The organism is Nonomuraea sp. NPDC004354 (assembly GCF_053602555.1).
This window is the reverse complement of the sequence record NZ_JBSGDV010000003.1, coordinates 423,145-443,742: the sequence shown is the minus strand read 5'-3', so window position 1 is coordinate 443,742 and position 20,598 is coordinate 423,145. Positions and strand designations below refer to the sequence as shown.

General features: G+C 71.3%; 15 protein-coding genes. 9 read left to right on the top strand and 6 right to left on the bottom strand.

Annotated features, from left to right (window positions below; all coding sequences use genetic code 11):
- Nucleotides 1-169: 169 nt before the first annotated feature.
- Entirely contained in the window at nt 170-883 is a 714-nt protein-coding gene (locus ACWENQ_RS12770) for a neutral zinc metallopeptidase (RefSeq protein ID WP_452414200.1), read from the bottom strand.
- Nucleotides 884-1,293: 410 nt separating this feature from the next.
- Here ACWENQ_RS12770 and ACWENQ_RS12765 point away from each other — a divergent pair, with 410 nt between their 5' ends.
- The 5 genes from ACWENQ_RS12765 (at nt 1,294) to ACWENQ_RS12745 (ending at nt 6,684) form a co-directional block, all read left to right on the top strand.
- A complete protein-coding gene (locus ACWENQ_RS12765; RefSeq protein WP_449924369.1) occupies nt 1,294-2,019 on the top strand; it encodes a TSUP family transporter in 726 nt (241 codons plus the stop codon).
- A gap of 177 nt (nt 2,020-2,196) precedes the next feature.
- The gene (locus ACWENQ_RS12760; RefSeq protein WP_354904423.1) at nt 2,197-3,324 is read left to right on the top strand and encodes a sugar ABC transporter substrate-binding protein; all 1,128 of its coding nucleotides are present in this window, start codon (nt 2,197-2,199) and stop codon (nt 3,322-3,324) included.
- A 71-nt stretch (nt 3,325-3,395) separates the two neighbouring features.
- On the top strand, nt 3,396-4,160 hold the full coding sequence (locus ACWENQ_RS12755; protein WP_354904420.1) for an ATP-binding cassette domain-containing protein: 765 nt from the start codon (nt 3,396-3,398) through the stop codon (nt 4,158-4,160).
- Nucleotides 4,157-5,431: a sugar ABC transporter permease gene (locus ACWENQ_RS12750; RefSeq protein WP_452414199.1), complete on the top strand. Its 1,275-nt coding sequence runs from the start codon at nt 4,157-4,159 to the stop codon at nt 5,429-5,431. Before ACWENQ_RS12755 ends, ACWENQ_RS12750 begins: the two co-directional genes overlap by 4 nt.
- Nucleotides 5,432-5,466: 35 nt before the next feature.
- Nucleotides 5,467-6,684 (top strand): ROK family transcriptional regulator, encoded by a 1,218-nt coding sequence (locus tag ACWENQ_RS12745; RefSeq protein ID WP_449924361.1) that lies wholly within the window; start codon nt 5,467-5,469, stop codon nt 6,682-6,684.
- A 112-nt stretch (nt 6,685-6,796) separates the two neighbouring features.
- Here ACWENQ_RS12745 and ACWENQ_RS12740 read toward each other — a convergent pair whose 3' ends face one another.
- Together ACWENQ_RS12740 and ACWENQ_RS12735 are read right to left on the bottom strand one after the other, a co-directional pair.
- A complete protein-coding gene (locus tag ACWENQ_RS12740; protein WP_354904413.1) occupies nt 6,797-7,567 on the bottom strand; it encodes a neutral zinc metallopeptidase in 771 nt (256 codons plus the stop codon).
- A gap of 69 nt (nt 7,568-7,636) precedes the next feature.
- Complete coding sequence (locus tag ACWENQ_RS12735; RefSeq protein WP_449924357.1) at nt 7,637-8,443, bottom strand: neutral zinc metallopeptidase; 807 nt, start codon at nt 8,441-8,443, stop codon at nt 7,637-7,639.
- Nucleotides 8,444-8,597: 154 nt separating this feature from the next.
- On the opposite strand from ACWENQ_RS12735, the gene dxs reads away from it, so the two are divergent.
- On the top strand, nt 8,598-10,487 hold the full coding sequence (gene dxs, locus ACWENQ_RS12730) for a 1-deoxy-D-xylulose-5-phosphate synthase (RefSeq protein WP_449924354.1): 1,890 nt from the start codon (nt 8,598-8,600) through the stop codon (nt 10,485-10,487).
- On the opposite strand, the gene ACWENQ_RS12725 is transcribed toward dxs, so the two are convergent.
- Nucleotides 10,429-11,070 (bottom strand): DedA family protein, encoded by a 642-nt coding sequence (locus tag ACWENQ_RS12725; protein WP_452414197.1) that lies wholly within the window; start codon nt 11,068-11,070, stop codon nt 10,429-10,431. The genes dxs and ACWENQ_RS12725 overlap by 59 nt on opposite strands.
- A 205-nt stretch (nt 11,071-11,275) precedes the next feature.
- Here ACWENQ_RS12725 and ACWENQ_RS12720 point away from each other — a divergent pair, with 205 nt between their 5' ends.
- From ACWENQ_RS12720 to ACWENQ_RS12710, 3 genes are all read left to right on the top strand, one after another.
- Nucleotides 11,276-12,745, top strand: coding sequence for an amino acid permease (locus ACWENQ_RS12720; protein WP_452414195.1), 1,470 nt, complete (start codon nt 11,276-11,278; stop codon nt 12,743-12,745).
- A gap of 129 nt (nt 12,746-12,874) precedes the next feature.
- A complete protein-coding gene (locus ACWENQ_RS12715) occupies nt 12,875-16,486 on the top strand; it encodes an NPCBM/NEW2 domain-containing protein (RefSeq protein ID WP_452414194.1) in 3,612 nt (1,203 codons plus the stop codon).
- 101 nt (nt 16,487-16,587) lie between these two features.
- Nucleotides 16,588-17,292, top strand: coding sequence for a hypothetical protein (locus tag ACWENQ_RS12710; RefSeq protein WP_452414192.1), 705 nt, complete (start codon nt 16,588-16,590; stop codon nt 17,290-17,292).
- A gap of 24 nt (nt 17,293-17,316) precedes the next feature.
- On the opposite strand, the gene ACWENQ_RS12705 is transcribed toward ACWENQ_RS12710, so the two are convergent.
- Together ACWENQ_RS12705 and ACWENQ_RS12700 are read right to left on the bottom strand one after the other, a co-directional pair.
- Entirely contained in the window at nt 17,317-19,377 is a 2,061-nt protein-coding gene (locus tag ACWENQ_RS12705; protein WP_452414190.1) for a 3-hydroxyacyl-CoA dehydrogenase NAD-binding domain-containing protein, read from the bottom strand.
- Nucleotides 19,374-20,597 carry a thiolase family protein gene (locus tag ACWENQ_RS12700; protein WP_452414188.1) on the bottom strand — a complete coding sequence of 408 codons (1,224 nt, stop codon included), beginning with the start codon at nt 20,595-20,597 and terminating at the stop codon, nt 19,374-19,376. Before ACWENQ_RS12700 ends, ACWENQ_RS12705 begins: the two co-directional genes overlap by 4 nt.
- Nucleotide 20,598 lies beyond the last annotated feature (1 nt).

Here is a 20,598-nt window from a genome sequence, read left to right as displayed (position 1 = left end):
GCCCGTCCATCACGCATACTCCAGCGGGACTCCGGTCCCCGCCGCTACGCCGTCCCCCAGCCCGCACACGGGATTCCACCTGCGGCCACCCCGGACGGATCCAGGCGGACGGGCGGCCTCGGAACACGCCTGAGCAGGCCGTCAGGTGGTGTTGAGGGGCGCGGGTGCCTCAGGACACCTTCGACGCCGGTGCCGACCATGTGTCGCACGCCGACGGCGACACCGCCGCGTAGCCCCGCTTGAGCCACGACACGCGGCTGGACCCCGACCCGTGGCTGCGCCGCCCGTCCGGCTCGTCCCCACTGGCTTTGACCGCGTCGAGCAGCGCCGTCCAGTGCTCCGCCGAGCGGCCGAGCGAGCGCCAGACGCTGCCCGCGAAGACCCCGGCCAGGCAGTCGGCCTGCAACTCGTAGCGGCGGCCCAGCTCCGCCTGGTCGCCCGTGCGGGCGCGCACCAGCTTCTCGTAGGCGGCCCTGATGCCTGCCTGCTGCTGGACGTGGTGACCGTACTCGTGCGCGGCGACCTTCAGCGGGTACAGGTCGGTGCGTCCCTCGATCCACTGTCCTTCGAGGGGGAAGACGAGGGTGGCCTGGCCGGTGCAGTAGAACGCCGCGGCCCCGCCCGGCCACCGCACACCGCAGATCCGCTCGGTGGGCGCGTCGACGTAGCGGACCTTCGGCTGCCGGAAAGGCAGCTTCGCCTTGGTGAAGTGCGCTGACCAGCCCCGGTTCAGGCAGGTCATGATCGCGCCCAGGTACTCCTTCGCGCGCGGAATCCCACCCGAGACGAGCGGCGGCTCCGGACAGGAGGCGACGGGCAGCCTGCCCGTCTTGTAGAGCGCCCCCGGCGTTCCCCGCACACCGGCTGCCCAGCCCCGCAGCATGCCAGAGGGTATCGACCCGGCGAAGGCCAGCCCAGGGGAGGGCGAGGCGGGGGAGGGCGGTCCGGGTGTGGGTGTGGTGGGAGAGCGCATGTCAGAGGGCGTCAACCAGGCCAAGGACGGTCCAGGAGAGGGGGAAGCGGGAGAGGTCCGCCCAGGGGAGGGCGAGGCGGCAGAGGACAGTCCGGGGGAGGGCGAGGTCGGCGAGGGCAGTCCGGGGGAGGGCGAGGTCGGCGAGGGCAGTCCGGGGGCGGGCGACGCCGACGAGTGTGACGCGAAGGAGAGCGGCCCGCGGAAGGGCGGGTCAGTGGGGGACGCCTGGGCTGCGGGCGTGGTGGCCGGGAGGAGGACGAGCGCGGCGCACGTGGGGATGGAGAGAAGGGGGAGTCGCACGGTCCTGCAGCATAGAGCCCATGACTTCCGAGGCCGTGATCGTGATATTGGCAGGTTCGGCGGTGCTGGTCGGCGCGATCGTCCAAGGCGGTGTCGGCTTCGGGCTCGGCCTGGTCGCCGCCCCGGTCGTGACGATGCTCGACCCCACTCTCATGCCCGGCGCCATCCAGGTGGTCAACGCCACCCTGCCGCTGTTCACGCTGGCCGCCGAGTGGCGCAGGATCGACTGGCGTGGTCTCGGGTTCGCAGTGGTCGGCCGGTTGCCGGGCAGCGCGGTCGGGGCTCTCGTCGTCGTCCATGTCTCCACTCAGACGCTCGGCGTTTTCGTCGGCGTCATGGTCCTGGTCGCCGTCGCGCTGACCGCCCGGGCCGTCGCCGTCCCCAGGAACGGGTGGACGACCACGACGGCGGGTTTCGCCTCCGGCATCACCGGTACTGCCACCGGCATCGGCGGTCCGCCGGTCGCGCTGGTCTACCAGAGCGCCAAGGGCCCGCAGATCCGTGCCACGCTGGCGGCCTTCTTCTTCCTCAGCGCCTCCCAGTCGCTGCTCATCCTCTGGTTCGTCGACCGCCTGCCCGCCAGGGCGCTGGCGACGGGAGGGCTGCTCGTGCCGTTCGTGATCGGGGGTTTCCTCGCCTCCGGGCCGCTGCGGCGCCATCTCGACGGCAAGGGGGTGAGGGGCGCGGTCCTCACGGTGGCCGTGTTCTCGGCGCTGGCGCTGATCACGCAGAGCGTGATCGGTTGAGCGGGGTGTTTCTGGATTGTTACCCGCCACAACAAACTCAGCCGGATGAGGGTCTTCCAAAGCAGGCCGCGGCGGAATACGTTGCCGCAGACAACATTCACCGCGTACGGCAAGGCGCCGCCGTACGACCGGTGGAACCCCCACCCCCCGTCCATCCCCCAGAAAGGACCTTGCACCATGCGCAAGGGGATCCTCAGCCTGACCGCCGTGGCAGCGGCGACGACCCTCGGTCTCACCGCGTGCGGGGGCGACAGCGGTGGCACCACCCAGGCCGGTACTGCCCAGTCCAGCGCGGCGCCCGCCTCCAGCGCGGCCGCCACGGGCAAGATCGGCGTCATCCTTCCCGACAGCAAGTCCTCGGCCAGGTGGGAGACCGCGGACCGCAAGTACCTCGAGGAGGCGTTCAAGGCCGCGGGCGTCGCCTACGACATCCAGAACGCCCAAGGCGACAAGAACGCCTTCCAGACCATCGCCGACCAGATGATCACCAACGGCGCGACCGTGCTGATGATCGTGAACCTGGACTCCGGCACCGGCAAGGCCGTGCTGAGCAAGGCCAAGTCGCAGGGCGTGGCCACGATCGACTACGACCGGCTCACGCTGGGCGGCGGCGCGGCCTACTACGTCAGCTTCGACAACACCAAGGTCGGCACCCTGCAGGGCGAGGGACTGGCCAGGTGCCTGGCCGACAAGAAGGCCGCCAAGCCCATCGTCGCCTACCTCAACGGCTCGCCGACCGACAACAACGCCACGCTGTTCAAGCAGGGCTACGACGGCGTGCTCAAGCCGAAGTTCGACTCCGGCGAGTTCGTGAAGGGCCCGGACGAGTCGGTTCCCGAGTGGGACAACGCCAAGGCCGGCACGATCTTCGAGCAGATGCTCACCGGCGAGTCGAAGATCGCCGGCGTGCTCGCGGCCAACGACGGCCTCGGCAACGCCGCCATCACCGTGCTGAAGAAGAACAACCTCAACGGCAAGGTGCCGGTCACCGGCCAGGACGCGACCGTCCAGGGCCTGCAGAACATCCTCGCCGGCGACCAGTGCATGACCGTCTACAAGGCGATCAAGAAGGAGGCCGACGCGGCCTCCGCGCTGGCGGTCGCGCTGGCCAAGGGCGAGAAGCCCGCGGCCACCGGCAGCGTCAAGGACACCGAGAGCGGCCAGGACGTGCCCGCCGTCCTGCTCGACCCCCAGGCGATCTTCTTCGACAGCGTCAAGGACGTCGTGGCCGACGGCTTCGTCGCCAAGGAAGAGCTGTGCACGGGCGAGTTCGCCGCCAAGTGCACCGAAGCCGGAATCCAGTAGGCCGGGAATCCCGTGATCGCGGCCGGGGGTACGGCTGGCGGCAGCCGTACCCCCGGTGGAGGACGCAGCATATGAACCCCGTTCTTGAAGTCCGAGGGATCGACAAGAGTTTCGGTCCCGTGCAGGTCCTGCACGACGTCGCCTTCTCCGCCTACGCGGGCGAGGTGACCGCGCTGGTCGGCGACAACGGCGCAGGAAAGTCCACCCTGGTCAAGTGCATCGGCGGCATCCACCCGATCGACGCCGGCGACTACTTCTTCGACGGCAGGCAGGTCCAGGTCAACGGGCCCCGCGACGCGGGCGAGCTGGGCATCGAGATCGTCTACCAGGACCTCGCGCTCTGCGACAACCTCGACATCGTCCAGAACATGTTCCTGGGCAGGGAGCGCAGGAGCGGCCTGGTGCTCGACGAGGCCACGATGGAGGAGATGGCCCAGCAGACGCTCTCCGGCCTGTCGGTCAGGACCGTCAAGTCCATCAGGCAGAAGGTCTCCAGCCTGTCCGGCGGCCAGCGGCAGACCGTCGCCATCGCCAAGGCCGTGCTGTGGAACAGCAAGGTCGTCATCCTCGACGAGCCCACCGCCGCGCTCGGCGTCGCGCAGACCGGTCAGGTGCTCGAACTGGTCCGCAGGCTCGCCGACAAGGGCCTCGCGGTCGTGCTGATCTCGCACAACATGAACGACGTCTTCGCCGTCTCCGACCGGATCGCGGCCCTCTACCTCGGGCGGATGGCCGCCCAGGTCAAGACCTCCGACGTGACCCACGCGCAGGTCGTCGAACTGATCACCGCGGGGCGCAGCGGAGACCTGGGTCTCAGGAACGGGGTCTCGGCATGAGCGGCAGGATTCTCACCAGCGACCCCGCCGAGGACGGGGCGATCGTCACCGCGGCCCGCCGGCCCTCGGTCGGCAACAGCGCCCGCGCCTACCTGGAGCGGGTCCGCGGCGGCGACATGGGCGCGCTGCCCGCCGTGCTCGGCCTGGTCGTCCTGTGCACGGTGTTCGCCGTGCTCAAGCCGGTGTTCCTGACCCCGGTCAACTTCGCCAACCTCTTCCAGCAGGGCGGGCAGGTCACCGTCATCGCGATGGGGCTGGTCTTCGTCCTGCTGATCGGCGAGATCGACCTGTCGGCGGGTTTCGCCAGCGGCCTGTGCGCGGCCGTGCTGGCGGTCACGCTGACCGGCATGGGCCTGCCCTGGTACGTGTGCGTCCTGGCGGCCATCCTCACCGGCGTCGTCATCGGCCTCGTGCTCGGCGTGCTGGTGGCCAAGCTCGGCATCCCCTCCTTCATCGTCACGCTCGCCGGTTTCCTCGCCTTCCAGGGCGTCCTGCTGGCGATCCTCGAGGAGGGCACCAACATCTCCATCCGCGACGAGACCATCCTCGCCATCGCCAACAAGAACCTGCCCGCCGCGCTGGGCTGGGCGCTGTGGCTGGTCGGCGTGGGCGGCTACGCGGCCGTCCAGATCACCAGGTCGGTCAAGCGGAGCGGGCGCGGCCTGGTCGCCGATCCGTTCTCGCTGATCGCCGCGAGGGTCGGCACGCTGGCCGTGCTCACGGGTGTGGCCGTCTTCGTGCTCAACCTGGAGCGCAGCCGCAACCCCGCGGTGGCGTCGCTGAGCGGCGTGCCCGTCGTCGTCCCGATCGTGCTGGCCCTGCTGGTCGTCTGGACGTTCGTGCTCGGCAGGACCCGCTTCGGCCGCCACCTCTACGCGGTCGGCGGCAACGCCGAGGCTTCGCGCCGGGCGGGCATCAACGTCGACCGGATCAAGGTGAGCGCCTTCGTCATCTGCTCGGCGATCGCCGCCGTCGGCGGGATCATCGCCGCCTCGCGCGGCGCGTCCGTCGACCCGAACACCGGCGGCAGCCAGGTCCTCCTCTACGCCGTGGGCGCGGCCGTCATCGGCGGGACGAGCCTGTTCGGCGGCAAGGGCAGGGTGCTGGACGCCGTCCTCGGCGGAGCCGTCATCGCGGTCATCGACAACGGCATGGGCCTGCTGGGCTTCGCCTCCAGCGAGAAGTTCATGGTGACCGGATCGGTGCTGCTGCTGGCGGCGGGCGTGGACGCCCTCGCCCGTCGTAGGGCAGCGGCCGCTGGTCTAAGGTGATCAGCGAATTCGGCACTTCAAAGGATCCACGAACGATGCGAGCGGGCCCGTCCCAGGAGGAGATCAGGCGCCACAACCTGGGCGCGCTGCTTCGTCACGTCCATCTCGGCGGGCCCACCTCGCGGGCCGAGCTGACCTCCAGGATGGGCCTGAACCGCAGCACGATCATGGCCCTGACCTCCGACCTGACCGCGGCGGGCCTGGTGCGCGAGGAACTTCCGCGCGAGACCGGCCGCGCGGGGCGGCCCTCCCTGGTGGTGCGGCCGGAGTCGTCGCGGGTCTACGTCTTCGCCTTCGACCTGGGCCCCGACCGGCTGGTCGTGGCCCGCGTCGGCCTCGGCGGGGTGATCCTCGACCGGCGCGAGACGGTACGGCGGCGCGGCGCCTTCGACCTGGACGAGGTCGTCGGCGCGCTGTCCGGCTTCGCCAGGCAGATGCACCGCAAGACCCGCGCCGACACCGTTTGCGTCGGCGCGGCGGCCGCGGTCGCCGGCGGGGTGCGCAGGAGCGACGGCGTCCTCAAGTACGCGCCCAACCTGCTGGCCGAGGACGTGCCGTTCGGCGAGGCGCTGAGCCGGAAGCTGGCTCTCGGCCTGCCGGTCAGCGTCGGCAACGACGCCAACCTGGGGGCGCTGGCCGAGCACACCCGTGGCGTGGGCGCCGCCGTGCGGGACCTCATCTACCTGCACGGCGACGTCGGCGTGGGCGGCGGCGTCATCGCCGGCGGCCACCTGCTCGGCGGGCACGACGGCTTCGGCGGCGAGCTCGGCCACATGGTCGTCCACCCGGGTGGCCGCCTGTGCGGGTGCGGCTCCCACGGCTGCCTCGAGGCGGAGGTGGGGGAGCGGGCGCTGCTGGAGGCGGCGGGCCGGGCGCCGGCAGGGCGCGTCGAGGGGCCGCTGGGCCGCGACGCGGTCAGGGCCGTCGTCGACGCCGCCGACCGGGGCGACATCGTCGCGCAGGACGCGCTCAGCCGCGTGGGCGACTGGCTCGGCCTGGGCGTGGCCAACCTGGTCAACATCTTCAACCCGGAGATGGTCGTGTTCGGCGGGATGCTGCGCGAGATCTACCTCGGCGCGGCCGCCCAGGTGCGCAGCCGCCTGGCCGTCGACGCGCTGCCCGCCCACCGGGAGAAGCTGCGCCTGCGCACCTCGGCGCTGGGCGACGACGCCACGCTGGTCGGCGCGGCCGAGCTGGCCTTCGCGAACGTGCTGGCCGATCCGCTGGAGGCACTGGCCCGAGCGGGCGGCTGAGGCGAACCCCGCGCCCGGCAGGCCGTCCCCCGCAAGGGGCCCGCAAGACGACGGTGTCCGCGATCGGAGCGATCGCGGACACCGTGGGGTAGTGGGGTAGCGGGACAGGACGTCAGGAGACGCGCGCCTTGGGGGCGCCGAAGGTGTTGCAGGCGTTCGGCGACTCGGCGTCGAAGCCGCGCTTGAGCCAGTAGGCGATGTTGGCGGGCTTGCCGTGGATGCCGTCGTCGAACCCGGCCTGGGCGACCTTCAGGATGTACTTGAAGTCGAAGTCACGCCGGCCGAGCGAGTGCCACACGCTGCCGATGAAGGCGCCGGAGAAGCACTCGGCCTGCAGCTCGATCCTGCGGGCCTCGTCGTAGATGCGCTTCTTGCTCTTGCCCTTGACCCGGTCGACGACGTCGATCATGCCGGTCAGCTCCTGGATGTGGTGACCGTACTCGTGGGCCACGACCTCCATCAGGAACAGCTCGGTCGGCTCGGACAGGATGGCGGGGTCCAGCAGGACCGTCATCTTGCGCTCGGGCGGGCAGTAGAGCGCCTGCGCGCCCAGGGGGAACTTGCCGCACTTGCCCACCGGCTGACCCGGCTTGCTCACGACGCCGAACTTCGGCTTGACGAAGGGGATCTTCGCCTTGGCCAGCTGGCGGCTCCACGAGTCGTTGAGACAGTCGAGCACGAACTCCAGGTAGACCTTGGCCCCGTCGAGCGAGTCACGCTGGACCGGCTGCTCCTCACACTCCTTGAGCTCCATCGCCCCGGTCTTGTAGACCCTGTTGTCGGTCAGGACCCGCGGGAAGCCGGTGGTTCCTGCGGCGGCCGTACCGGCGAACAACAGGCTCGCCAGAACGCCGGAAAGCACGGCGAATAAGGGGGAACGCATAGTCACAGGACTTTAGACCACACAACGGCCGCGCCGGAAGGCGCGGCCGTCGTGTCCGGAGATCATGAACTACGAGACGTACCTGGCGGGAGAGGTCCAGGTGTTGCACGCGGCGGGGGCCCCGTAGTCCCACCCGCGCTGCATCCAGCGGGCCTGGTTGGCGCTGGAGCCGTGGTCGTTCTGCGGCCAGATGGAGGCGCCCTTCTCACCGAACCAGTCGATGATCTGCTGGTAGTAGGCCTCGTCGACCGGCAGGGTGTCCTTCACCGACTTCATGAAGACCGCCGACATGCACTCGGCCTGCAGCTCGAGGCGGCGGGAGTAGGCGAGCTTGGCGGACTTGCTCGCGCGCCAGCTGGCCTGGGCGTACCAGGGCATGATGCCGGCGATCTGCTGCACGTGGTGGCCGTACTCGTGGGCCATCAGCCGGCCGATGCCGACCGGCGACGGGTTACGCAGCTCCGTCTTGGTGATCAGCATGTACATGGTCCTGTCGGCGGAGCAGTAGACGCCGGAGGCGCCCGTCAGCCACCTGCCACAGGCGGTGTTGCGCTTGGAGGTGATGATCCGCAACCTGGGCTTGGCGAACGGCAGCCTGGCCTGCTTGAACTCCGATGCCCACGCGCGGTTGAGACAATTGGTGAACGCCTGGAGGAAGTGCTTGTAGGCCGCCGTGCTGCCACGCTGGATCTCTCCCGGCGCGCAGTTGGAGCGGGCGAGCGTCCCGGTCTTGTACAGCGGGCTGCTCGTCGCCGCGGCCTTCCCTCTCGGAGGCGCCGCCTGGGCGGCCGCGGCCTCCTGGGTGGTCGCGGTCGACGCCTCCGCGACGCCTGCCGTACCCACGCCCATCAGGGCAAGAACCAGCCCAGCCGACACAAGTGACGAGAGTTTCCTAAGGGGGACAGTGTTCATAGTGGGTCAACCCTAGGCCAAGATCGGACAAATCAGGGTGCATTTGACTCCATGGAGTCATCTTCTGCTTCACGAACTAGACTTCGATCCGTTGGCGAGTGGATGAGGGGATGATTCCGTGAGCGGGCTGCTGGCCTCGATCAAGGGACCGCACGACGTCAAACGGCTTGCGGTGGAGGAGTTGCCGCGGCTCGCCCAGGAGGTTCGCGACCTCCTCGTCGAGTCCTGCGCGAGGAACGGCGGGCACCTCGGCCCCAACCTGGGCGTCGTCGAGTTGACCATCGCGCTTCACCGGGTGTTCGACTCGCCGAGTGATCCGATCATCTGGGACACCGGCCACCAGTCCTACGTGCACAAGATGCTCACCGGCCGGGCGGGCGGCTTCGACGCGCTCAAGCAGGAGGGCGGGCTGTCCGGCTACCCGAGCCAGGCCGAGTCCCCGCACGACTTCGTGGAGAACTCCCACGCCTCGACCGCGCTGTCCTACGCCGACGGCCTGGCCAAGGCGTTCAAGCTGCGCGGCGAGCGCGAGCGGGTGGCGGTCGCGGTCATCGGCGACGGCGCGCTGACCGGCGGCATGGCGTGGGAGGCGCTCAACAACATCGCGGCCGTCAAGGACCTGCCGTGCGTGATCGTGGTCAACGACAACGGGCGCTCCTACTCGCCGACCATCGGCGGCCTGGCCACGCACCTGGCCAAGCTCAGGGTCGACCGCCGCTACGAGGACCTGCTCGAGTTCGTCAAGAACAAGATCGGCAACGTGCCCGTCGTCTACGACGCCCTCCACGGCATCAAGAAGGGCGTCAAGGACGTCCTGGCGCCGCAGGTGATGTTCGAGGACCTCGGCCTGAAGTACGTCGGCCCCATCGACGGCCATGACGAGCAGGCCGTGGAGGAGGCCCTGCGCAAGGCGCGCGGCTTCGGCGGCCCCGTCATCGTCCACGTCCTCACCCAGAAGGGCCGCGGCTACGCGCCCGCCGAGAACCACGACGAGGACCAGTTCCACTCGCCCGGCGCCTTCGACAGGGACACCGGCGTGGAGAAGCCCAAGGGCCGCATCTGGACCAACGTGTTCAGCGAGGAGCTGGTCGAGCTCGGCAAGGAGCGCGACGACCTGGTCGCCATCACCGCGGCCATGCTGCACCCGACCGGGCTCAACGCCTTCGCCGACGCCTTCCCCGACCGCACCTACGACGTCGGCATCGCCGAGCAGCACGCGCTGACCAGCGCGGCCGGGCTCGCGCTCGGCGGGCTGCACCCCGTCGTCGCCGTCTACGCCACCTTCCTCAACCGGGCCTTCGACCAGCTGCTGATGGACGTCGCCCTGCACAAGCTGCCCGTCACCGTCGTCCTCGACCGGGCGGGCGTCACCGGTGACGACGGCGCCAGCCACAACGGCATGTGGGACCTGTCGATCCTGCAGGTCGTGCCCGAGCTGCGGATCGCGGTGCCGCGCGACGGCGAGCGGCTGACCGAGCTGCTGCGCGAGGCCGTCGCCGTCGACGACGCGCCGACCGTGCTGCGCTTCCCCAAGGGGCCCGTCGCCGAGACCGTCGAGGCGATCGGAAAGCTCGGCGAGATGGACGTGCTGCGCGCGGGCGAGCCCGACGTGCTCCTGGTCGCCGTCGGCCCCATGGCCCACGCCGCGCTGGAGGCCGCCGTGCTCCTCGACGCGCAGGGCATCTCCGCCACCGTCGTCGACCCGCGCTGGGTCAAGCCGCTCGACGAGGCGCTGGTGCTGGCCGCCGCCGCGCACAAGCTCGTGGCGGTCGTCGAGGACAACGGCAGGGTCGGCGGCGTCGGCGACGCGGTCGCCCGGCTGCTGCGCGACAACGACGTCGACGTGCCGGTGCGCACGTTCGGCATCCCGCAGCGCTTCCTCGACCACGCCAAGCGGCCCAAGATCCTCGGCTACGCGGGCCTGACCGGCCAGGACCTCGCCCGCGACATCACCGAGGCGGTCGCGAAGCGCGGCTCGGCTCTGGAGCGGCAGCCCGCCCAGCAGTGACCGCCCGGCGCACCACGGCGGACAGCGTCACGATGACGAGCGCCGCCACGGCCGCCACCGGCAGCAGCAGTTCGGCGTGCTCGCGGACGACCCCGCCCGCGAGCGCGCCGACCGTCACGTAGGCGCTCACCCACGCGGTGCCGCCGATCAGCGCCCACGGCATGAACCTCCGGTACGGCACGCCGAGCGCCCCGGCCACCGCCGGGGTGAGCGCGTGCACCACCGGCAGGAAGTAGGCCAGGGCCAGCGCCCACCCGCTGCGCTCGAACAGCTCCTCGGCGCGCTGCCAGCGTTCCTCGCCCACCCGGCGGCCCAGGCGACCGTGGCGCAGGCGGGAACCGAACGTCCTGCCCGTCCAGTGGCCGCCGGAGGCGCCCGTCACGCAGGCCAGCACGCCGGCCGCGACGAGCGTGGCGGCCTCGGCCGGTGTGTCGGCGGTCGTGCCCGCGACGATGAGCAGCGCATCGCCGGGGACGATGAGACCGACGCCGACGGAGGCGTCCAGGGTGAGGAAGGTCAGCATGAGGGGCCACACCAGGAGCAGATCCTGGGCGGCGAGCGCGTCGAGCAGGTCCCCGAACATGCCCCCAGCCTGGCGGCGGGCCGGCCGGCACCCATCGGGGCCCGACCCCGGGCCGACCCGGAGGTCGTCCGGCCACTCGGAGGAGGGGCCGCCGCCCTTCCGGCCGGGCCCCGTCGGGCCCCGCTCATCGGGGAAAACGACCGTGGCGCGGGACCGGGGTCGCTGACCTGCGAATGGTCACCGGTCGTGTGGGAAAACTCACAAAATGGAGATCTTCCGCACCAAGAGTGTCGAACAGTCGATCAGAGACACCGAGGAACCCGAGCACCAGCTCAAGAAGCGTTTGTCGGCCGTCGATCTGACCGTCTTCGGCATCGGCGTGATCGTCGGCACCGGCATCTTCGTGCTGACCGGACAGGTGGCGAGGGACACGGCGGGCCCGGCCGTCGCACTGTCGTTCGTGGTCGCGGGCGTCGTGTGCGCCCTGGCCGCACTGTGCTACGCCGAGTTCGCCTCGACGATCCCCGTCGCGGGCTCGGCCTACACCTTCTCCTTCGCCACGCTGGGCGAGTTCCCCGCCTGGATCATCGGCTGGGACCTGATGCTCGAGATGGCGCTGGCCGGGGCGGTGGTGGCGGTCGGCTGGTCAGGCTACTTCACCTCGCTGCTGAACACCGTCGGCGTGCATCTCCCCACGCTCACGGTGTTCGGCCTCGAGGTCAACTATCCGGCCATGGCGATCGTCGCGCTCCTGACCGTGATCCTGGTGCTGGGCATCAAGCTGTCGTCCCGGGTGAACCTCGTGATCGTGATCATCAAGGTGGCGGTGATCCTGCTGGTGATCGTCGCCGGCCTGTTCTACGTCACCGCCCAGAACTACACGCCGTTCATCCCGGCCCCCAAGTCCAGCCCGGCCGTCCAGGGGCTCGGCGCGCCGCTGATCCAGGTGCTGTTCGGCATCACGCCCGTCGCCTACGGCGTGATCGGCATCTTCTCCGCCGCCGCGATCGTCTTCTTCGCCTTCATCGGCTTCGACATCGTGGCCACGGCCGCGGAGGAGACCGTCAACCCGCAGCGCGACCTGCCGCGCGGCATCATCGGCTCGCTGGCCATCTGCACCTTCCTCTACGTCGCCGTCTCTCTCGTCGTGGTCGGCATGCAGCCCTACAGCCGGCTCAGCGTGGACGCCCCGCTGGCCGACGCCTTCCGCGCGGTCGGCCAGCCGTGGATCGCCGGCCTGATCAGCATCGGCGCCATCGCGGGCCTGACCACCGTGGTCATGATCCTCATGCTCGGCCAGACCCGGGTGCTGTTCGCCATGTGCCGCGACGGGCTGCTGCCGCGTGTGCTGTCCAAGGTCCACCCGAAGTACGGCACGCCCGCGCGCATCACCGTCATCGTCGGCTTCGTCACCATGGTGCTGGCGGGGCTGATCTCGCTGAGCGCGCTGGCCGAACTGGTCAACATCGGCACCCTGTTCGCCTTCGTCGTGGTGTCGGTGGGAGTGATCATCCTGCGGCGGACCCGGCCGGACCTGCACCGTGCCTTCCGCGCGCCGATGGTGCCGCTGCTGCCGATCCTGTCCGTGCTGGCCTGCTTCTACCTGATGCTGAACCTGCCGGTGGAGACGTGGCTGCGGTTCTTCGCCTGGCTGATCGTCGGTGCGGTGATCTACTTCCTGTACAGCTACCGCCACAGCATGGTCGCCCGCTCCCGCAGCGGCGCACCCAGGTAACCCCCGGGACGGCCGGGCGCGCGTCCCCGCCGGGCGCGCGGGTCCGCACGCATGAGCATCTTGTAGAAAGCTGCATAAGGAGCTTACGGTGTGCGCAGAATTGCGCAGACCCCCCGGAGGCTCATGCCCATGCGCAGCATCACGTGCTGGTTAGCGACCGCCGCGCTCGTCACCCTCGGCGTGGTGGCGACACCCGCCACGGCGCACGCCGACACCCTCGAACCGATCACCGCGCTCGCCGCCGACAACGGCGTCTACACCGCGCAGGCGGGCGCCGCCAGGCTCCGCGTCACCTTCCAGCGGGACGACGTCTTCCGCCTCGAACTCGCCCCTGACGGCACCTTCACCGACCCCGCCAACACCGGCCAGGGCGCGAAGATCGTCGTCAAGACCGACTACCCGGCGGTGCCCTCCACGTGGAAGGAGCTCGCCGACCGCTACGAGATCAGCACGGGCGCGCTGACCGTCAAGATCGGCAAGAGCCCGGCGCTGGTCAGCGTCTTCCGCGCCGACGGCAGCCAGGTGCTCGCCGAGAGCGCCCCGCTGTCCTGGGACGCCGCCGGCACCCGGCAGACCCTCGCCCCCGTCGCCAAGGAGCAGTTCTTCGGCGGCGGCATGCAGAACGGCCGCCTCAACCACACCGGCCAGGTCGTCAACGTCGCCGCCAACCACGACTGGGACGACGAGGGCTACCCCAACGCGGTGCCGTACTACGTCAGCACCGCCGGGTACGGCGTGCTGCGCGACACCTTCGCGCCCGGCAGCTACGCCTTCAAGCAGCCGCTGGTCGCCACCCACCAGGAGCAGCGCTTCGACGCCTACTACTTCGTCGGCCGGCCGTACGACCTGAAGACGCCGCTCGACCGCTACACCGAGCTGACCGGACGGCCGCTGATGCCGCCGATCTACGGCCTGGAGATGGGCGACGCCGACTGCTACAACCACTCCAGCCCGACCTACACCGGCGGCAAGAACCCGAAGAAGTGGACGACACCCAGCGCCGCCACGGTCGCGCAGGGCTACGTCGACAACGACATGCCGCGCGGCTGGATGCTGGTCAACGACGGCTACGGCTGCGAGTACACCGACCTGCCGGAGGCGGGCCGGCTGCTGCGCCAGCGCGGCGTCGAACTGGGCCTGTGGACCGAGCGCGCGCTGACCAACCAGGAGTCCGAGGTCAGGGACGCGGGCGTGCGGGTCCGCAAGCTGGACGTCGCCTGGGTCGGCGCGGGCTACCGGCACGCGCTGACCGGATGCGAGGAAGCCGCCGGCGGCATCGAGAGGTACTCCGACGCCCGCCGCTTCGTCTGGATGGTCGAGGGTTGGGCGGGTTCGCAGCGCTGCGCCGTGCAGTGGACCGGCGACCACTACGGCACGCTCGACGCCATCCGCTGGCAGGTCCCGGCCATCACCGGCGCCGGCCTTTCCGGCATGCCGTTCACGGCGGGCGACATCGACGGCATCTTCGGCGGCAGCGGCGAGTCGTACGTGCGTGACCTGCAGTGGAAGGCGTTCACGCCGGTGCTGATGTCGATGTCGGGCTGGGCCTCCCACGACAAGCAGCCGTGGACGCGCGGCGAGCCGTACACCTCCATCAACCGCAAGTACCTCAAGCTGCGCGAACGGCTGCTGCCCTACCTGTACACCCACGCCGCCGAGGCGCACCGCACCGGCGTCCCCGTCAACCGGGCGCTGGTGATGGAGTATCCGCGCGACGAGACCGCCTGGCAGGTCAAGGACGAGTTCCTGGCGGGCAGGGACTTCCTGGTCGCGCCCGTCCACACCGCGGGGGACGTCCGCACCGGCATCTACCTGCCCGAGGGCCGCTGGGTCGACTACTGGAGCGGCGAGGTGCACAACGGCCCCAAGACGCTCGGCGGCTACAGCGCGCCGCTGGACCGGCTGCCGCTGTTCGTCCGGGCCGGCGCGATCGTGCCCATGTACCGCGAGGGCGTCAACAACCACGCCGAGCACCGGCCGGCCGACCCGCTGACGCTGGACCTCTACCCGAGCGGCGAGTCGACCTTCGCCATGTACGCCGACGACGGCAGGACCCGCGCGTTCGCCACCGGCCAGTCGGCCACCCAGACCTTCACCGTCAAGGCGCCGCGGGACGGCTCGGGCGTGATCACCGTGGGGATCGGCGCGCTCGAGGGCGAGTACGCCGGCAAGCCCGCCGCCCGGCCGTACGAGCTGGTCGTGCACCTCGGCGGCGCACCCCACCAGGTGCGCTACGGCAAGCAGAAGCTGCCCGAGATCACCGCCGAGCGGTACGCGGCCGGCGAGAGCGGCTGGTACGCCGACGGCGCCACCGTCAGGGCGCGCGTCCCGGCCCTGTCCACCGCCGGGAGCGCGGAGCTCAGGCTGACCGGCGCCACCGTGCTCGGCGGCAGGCACCCCGGCGACACCGACGTCGCCGTCGCCGCCGAGCTGCCCGCCATGCTGACCCCCGGCGCGACGGTCGAGGTGCCCGTCTCCGTCACCAACACCACCGGCGGCACGATCCGCGACGTCGAGCTCGGCGTCCGCGTGCCCGAGGGCTGGAGCGCGCCGGCTCCCGTCCCGGCGGGAAGCGTCGCCGACGGCCGGCGCGTGGACAAGACCGTCGCCGTCGCCGTCCCCGCCGACGCCAAGGCCGGTACGGTCACCCTCACCGTCACCGCCGCCTACCGGGCGCACCAGGAGCGCCACACCGCCACGGCGGCGACCGCGGCCAAGGTGCCGCACGCCTCGCTCGCGGCCGCCTTCGCCAACATCGGCGTCACCGACGACGCCGACCCGGGCAAGGGCAACATCGACGGGGGCGGCGGCAGCTTCTCCTACCAGCGCCTGGCCGCGGCGGGCGTCACCCCCGGCGCGTCGCTGACCGTGCAGGGCGTGCCGTTCACCTGGCCCTCCATCCGGCCGGGGCAGCCCGACAACGTGGCGGCGGCAGCCCAGACGATCGCGCTGCAGGGGCAGGGCAACACCCTGGCCTTCCTCGGCACCGGCACCAGCACGCAGGCCAGGGGCCCGCTGACCGTCCACTACGACGACGGCACCAGCGACACCGGCACGCTCGGCTTCGCCAACTGGTGCTGCGTCGACCCGGGCTCGCACGGCTCCAAGCCCGCCTTCTCGCACAAGGGCAAGAACCTGCCCGCGGGCGCGAACCAGTTCCCGACCGTCGACTACCGCGTCTTCTACAACCAGGTCAGGGTGAACCCGGCCAAGAAGATCGTCGCGGTCACGCTGCCCGACAACGCCGCCGTCCACGTCTTCGCCGCCACGGTGGCGACCACGAAGCTGCCCGACCCGCCCAAGGGCCAGGCGTGGGCGTCGGAGGTGACCTGGCTGTCGGCCGACAACGGCTGGGGGCCGGTGGAGAAGGACCGCAGCAACGGCGAGAGCGGCGCCGGCGACGGCCGGCCGATCACGCTCGGCGGGACCGGCCACGCCAAGGGGCTCGGGGCGCACGCCCCCTCCAGGGTCTCCTACCACACGGGCGGCGCGTGCTCGGCGTTCACCGCCACGGTGGGCGTGGACGACGAGGTGCAGGCCGGGTCGGTCACCTTCGCGGTGCTGGCCGACGGGAAGGAGGTCTACCGGTCGCCCACCCTGACGGGGGCGGCGCAACCGCTGGAGATCGCGGCCGACATCAAGGGTGCCACCTACGTCGACCTGGTCGTGGGCGACGCGGGTGACGGCAACGGGGCCGACCACGCCGACTGGGCCTCGGCCGCGTTCACCTGCGCCCCCTGACAGCCTGGCCCGCGCCTGGCCGGACCCGCCACCGGAGCACACCGGTGGGGCCGGCCGGGCGCGGGCGGGAACCCCGAGGGGCGGGGCGGTGTATCGGGAGCATGAGACGCATCGTGCTGGTCCTGGCCCTCCTGCTGCCCGCCCTGGCCACCGCGGCCCCCGCGCGGGCGGGCGGCTGGGCCGCCACCTACCTCGACCCTGTCCCCGCGACCTTCGCCCCGGACGCCACCTACACCGTCGGCTTCTGGATGCTGCAGCACGGCACCCACCCCTACGAGGTGGCCAGGAAGCTCGGCACGGTGGGCCTGAAGTTCACCAGCGGTGCCAGGAGCCTCGAGTTCACCGGCGTGCCGCTGAAGGAGAAGGGCCACTACGCCGCCGCGATCGCCCTGCCCGCGGGCCACTGGCGGGTGGAGGCGATCCAGGGCTGGTTCGCGCCCTACGACGTCGGCACGCTCACGGTGCCCGGCCCCCTGGCGGTCAGGCCGCTCGACCCCGAGCTCAAGCGCATGATCGCCGGCTACCTGTCCATGAACGGCGGCAAGGACCCGTGGGGCGCGGTGCGCCCTCCGGGCTTCGTCAGGCAGGGCGCGCCGGCCACACCCGCCGCGGCGGCGCTGCCCGCCGCTTCAGCTCCCGCCGCCGCTGCCACTCCCGGTCCGGCCACCGGCCAGGGCGGCCGTCCGGGCGCTGAACCCGGCCCGGTCCCGGCCGGCGGGCCGTGGCCGTACTGGCTCGGGCTGGGCGTGGCCGCCGCGGCGGGCCTGACCCTCGTCGTGGTCAGGCGGCGGCGCGTCAGAGCGTGAAGACGGCCCCGCCCGCCGCCTTCATCAGGCCGGAACCGAGGCCACCCCAGGCTCGAGGAAGCGCGGGGCCGACACGCCCGCCCTGTCCAGGTACGGCGTGACGCCGCCGAGGTGGAAGGGCCAGCCCGCGCCGAGGATCATGCACAGGTCGATGTCCTGCGCGGCGGCCACCACGCCCTCGTCGAGCATGATGCGGATCTCCTCGGCCAGCGCCCGCAGCACCCGCTCGCGGACCTGCTCGGCCGTCGAGGGCGACGTGCCGCCCGCGAACATGGCCACGACCTCCGGGTCGAGCGAGAAGTCGGCGGCGTAGACGCCCGGCTTGCCCGAGGCGACCAGCTTGGCCATGTTGTCGGACACGCCGAAGCGCGACGGGAAGGCCGCGTGCAGGGTCTCCGACACGTGGTGGCCGACGGCCGGGCCGACGAGCTGCAGCAGCGCGAACGGCGTCATCGGCAGGCCCAGGTCGTCGAGCGCGTGCTCGGCCACCTCGAGCGGCGTGCCCTCGTCGACGGCGGCGAAGACCTCGCCCATGAACCTCGTGAGCAGCCGGTTGACCACGAACGCGGGCGCGTCCTTGACCAGCACCGCCGACTTCTTCAGCGACCTGGCCACCGTGAACGCCGTCGCCAGCGTCGCGTCGTCGGTCGAGGCGCCCTTGATGATCTCCAGCAGCGGCATCACGGCGACCGGGTTGAAGAAGTGGAAGCCGACCAGCCGCTCCGGGTGCCTCAGCTCGGCGCCCATCTCGCTGAGCGACAGCGAGGAGGTGTTGGTGGCCAGCACGCACTCGGCCGAGACGTGCTCCTCGACCTCGGCGAAGACCTTCTTCTTGACGCCCATGTCCTCGAAGACGGCCTCGATGACGAAGTCGGCGTCGGCGAAGGCGTCCTTGGTCAGCGAACCGGTGACCAGGGCCTTGAGCCGGTTGGCCTGGTCCTGGCTGACCCGGCCCTTGGACAGGAGCTTGTCCACCTCGGCGTGCACGTAGCCGACGCCCTTGTCCAGGCGCGCCTGGTCCAGGTCGGTCAGCACGACCGGCACCTCGAGCCGGCGGGCGAACAGCAGCGCCATCTGCGAGGCCATCAGGCCCGCGCCGACCACGCCGACCTTGGTGACCTTGCGGGCCAGCGCCTTGTCGGGCGCGCCCGCCGGCCGCTTGGCCCGGCGCTGCACCAGGTCGAATGCGTAGAGCCCGGCGCGCAGCTCGTCGCCCATGAGCAGGTCGGCCAGCGCCTCGTCCTCGGCGGCGAAGCCGGCGTCGCGGGTGGCGTCCTTGGCCGCGGCGATGAGATCGAGCGCCCGGTAGGGGGCCGGCGTCGCGCCGCGCAGCTTCATGTCGACCAGGAAGCGGGCATCAGCCACGGCCTTGTCCCAGTCCTCCTCGATCGCGGGCCGCTCGACCGTGACCGCGCCGGTCAGCACCTGGGCGGCCCAGCGCAGCGACTCCTCCAGGAAGTCGGCCGGCTCGAACATGGCGTCGGCGACCCCGAGCGCGAACGCGTCGCCGCCCTTGATCATGCGGTTCTGCGACAGCGGGTTCTCGATGATCAGCTTGATCGCCTTGGCCGGGCCGACGAGGCGGGGCAGCAGCTGCGTGCCGCCCCACCCCGGCACCAGGCCGAGGAAGCACTCCGGCAGCGCCACGGCGGGCACGCCCGAGGAGATCGTCCGGTAGGTGCAGTGCAGCGCGATCTCCAGGCCGCCGCCCATGGCCGCGCCGTTGACGAACGCGAAGGAGGGGATGTCCAGCTCGCCGAGGCGGCGGAAGACGTCGTGGCCGAGCCTGCCGATCTCCAGCGCCTCCTCGCGGGTGCGCACCAGGGCCGCGCCCTTGAGGTCGGCGCCGACGGCGAAGATGAACGGCTTGCCCGTGACGCCGACGGCCGCCAGGTCGCTCCGGGCCGCGATGGCGTCGACGGCCTCGTTCAGCAGGGTCAGCCCGCCGGGGCCGAAGGTGTTCGGCTTGGTGTGGTCGAACCCGTTGTCCAGGGTGATCAGCGCCATCGTGCCCGCGCCGTGCGGCAGTTCGACGTCGCGCACCAGCGCCTTGGTGACTACCTCGTCCTTGAACAGGTCGCTCATGCCAGGTTCTCCCAAATGACCGTGCCGCCCATGCCCATGCCGACGCACATGGTGGTGATGCCGTACCGAACGTCGGGCCGCTCGCCGAACTGGCGGGCCAGCTGCGTCATCAGCCGGACGCCCGAGGAGGCCAGCGGGTGGCCGAAGGCGATCGCCCCGCCGTACGGGTTGACCCTGGGGTCGTCGTCGGCGATGCCGAAGTGCTCCAGGAAGGCCAGCACCTGGACGGCGAACGCCTCGTTGATCTCGAACAGGCCGATGTCCTCGATGGACAGGCCGGCCAGGCGCAGCGCCCGCTCGGTCGACGGGATCGGGCCCACGCCCATGACCTCGGGGTCGACGCCGGCGAAGGCGTAGGAGACCAGGCGCATCTTCGGCGCGAGACCGAGCTCGGCGGCCACGTCGGCGGCGGCCACGATGCAGCCGGTCGCGCCGTCGTTGATGCCGGAGGAGTTGCCCGCGGTGACGCGGCCGTGCGCGCGGAAGGGGGTCTTCAGCCCCGCCAGGCCCTCGACGGTCGTGCCCGGTCGCGGCGCCTCATCGGTTACCGCCAGCCCCCAGCCCTTCTCGGCGGTCCTGACGGCCGTGGGCACCAGGTCGGGCTGGATCTTGCCGTCGGCGTAGGCCTTGGCGACCTTCTCCTGCGAGAGCGCGGCGTAGGAGTCGGCCCGCTCCTTGGTGATGGTGGGGTAGCGGTCGTGCAGGTTCTCGGCGGTCATGCCCATGACCAGCGCGCTGCCGTCGACCAGCTTCTCCGACAGGAACCTGGGGTTGGGGTCGACGCCCTCACCCATCGGGTGGCGGCCCATGTGCTCGACGCCGCCGGCGATGGCCACGTCGTAGGCGCCGAAGGCGATGCCGCCCGCGACGGTGGTCACCGCGGTCATCGCGCCCGCGCACATGCGGTCGATGGCGTAGCCGGGCACGCTCTTGGGCAGCCCCGCCAGCACCGCGGCCGAACGCCCGATGGTCAGGCCCTGGTCGCCGATCTGGGTGGTGGCCGCGACCGCGACCTCGTCCACCCGCTCGGGCGGCAGCGCCGGGTTGCGCCTCATCAGCTCGCGGATGACGCGGACGACCAGGTCGTCGGCTCGGGTCTCCGCGTACAGGCCCTTCGGCCCCGACTTGCCGAACGGCGTGCGAACGCCGTCGACGAAAACGACGTCACGAGAGGAAGGCACGGATTCGCTCCTCGTTGCAGGACTGGTTCGGCCCACCATG

What these genes read in the sequence shown, in the direction of transcription:
- ACWENQ_RS12755 (WP_354904420.1), top strand. Translation starts at nt 3,396, where the DNA reads ATGAACCCCGTTCTTGAAGTCCGAGGGATCGACAAGAGTTTCGGTCCC.
- ACWENQ_RS12760 (WP_354904423.1), top strand. Translation starts at nt 2,197, where the DNA reads ATGCGCAAGGGGATCCTCAGCCTGACCGCCGTGGCAGCGGCGACGACC.
- ACWENQ_RS12765 (WP_449924369.1), top strand. Translation starts at nt 1,294, where the DNA reads ATGACTTCCGAGGCCGTGATCGTGATATTGGCAGGTTCGGCGGTGCTG.
- ACWENQ_RS12770 (WP_452414200.1), bottom strand. Translation starts at nt 883, where the DNA reads ATGCTGCGGGGCTGGGCAGCCGGTGTGCGGGGAACGCCGGGGGCGCTC.
- ACWENQ_RS12700 (WP_452414188.1), bottom strand. Translation starts at nt 20,597, where the DNA reads ATGGTGGGCCGAACCAGTCCTGCAACGAGGAGCGAATCCGTGCCTTCC.
- ACWENQ_RS12705 (WP_452414190.1), bottom strand. Translation starts at nt 19,377, where the DNA reads ATGAGCGACCTGTTCAAGGACGAGGTAGTCACCAAGGCGCTGGTGCGC.
- ACWENQ_RS12720 (WP_452414195.1), top strand. Translation starts at nt 11,276, where the DNA reads ATGGAGATCTTCCGCACCAAGAGTGTCGAACAGTCGATCAGAGACACC.
- ACWENQ_RS12715 (WP_452414194.1), top strand. Translation starts at nt 12,875, where the DNA reads ATGCGCAGCATCACGTGCTGGTTAGCGACCGCCGCGCTCGTCACCCTC.
- ACWENQ_RS12750 (WP_452414199.1), top strand. Translation starts at nt 4,157, where the DNA reads ATGAGCGGCAGGATTCTCACCAGCGACCCCGCCGAGGACGGGGCGATC.
- ACWENQ_RS12745 (WP_449924361.1), top strand. Translation starts at nt 5,467, where the DNA reads ATGCGAGCGGGCCCGTCCCAGGAGGAGATCAGGCGCCACAACCTGGGC.
- ACWENQ_RS12725 (WP_452414197.1), bottom strand. Translation starts at nt 11,070, where the DNA reads ATGTTCGGGGACCTGCTCGACGCGCTCGCCGCCCAGGATCTGCTCCTG.
- ACWENQ_RS12740 (WP_354904413.1), bottom strand. Translation starts at nt 7,567, where the DNA reads ATGCGTTCCCCCTTATTCGCCGTGCTTTCCGGCGTTCTGGCGAGCCTG.
- ACWENQ_RS12710 (WP_452414192.1), top strand. Translation starts at nt 16,588, where the DNA reads ATGAGACGCATCGTGCTGGTCCTGGCCCTCCTGCTGCCCGCCCTGGCC.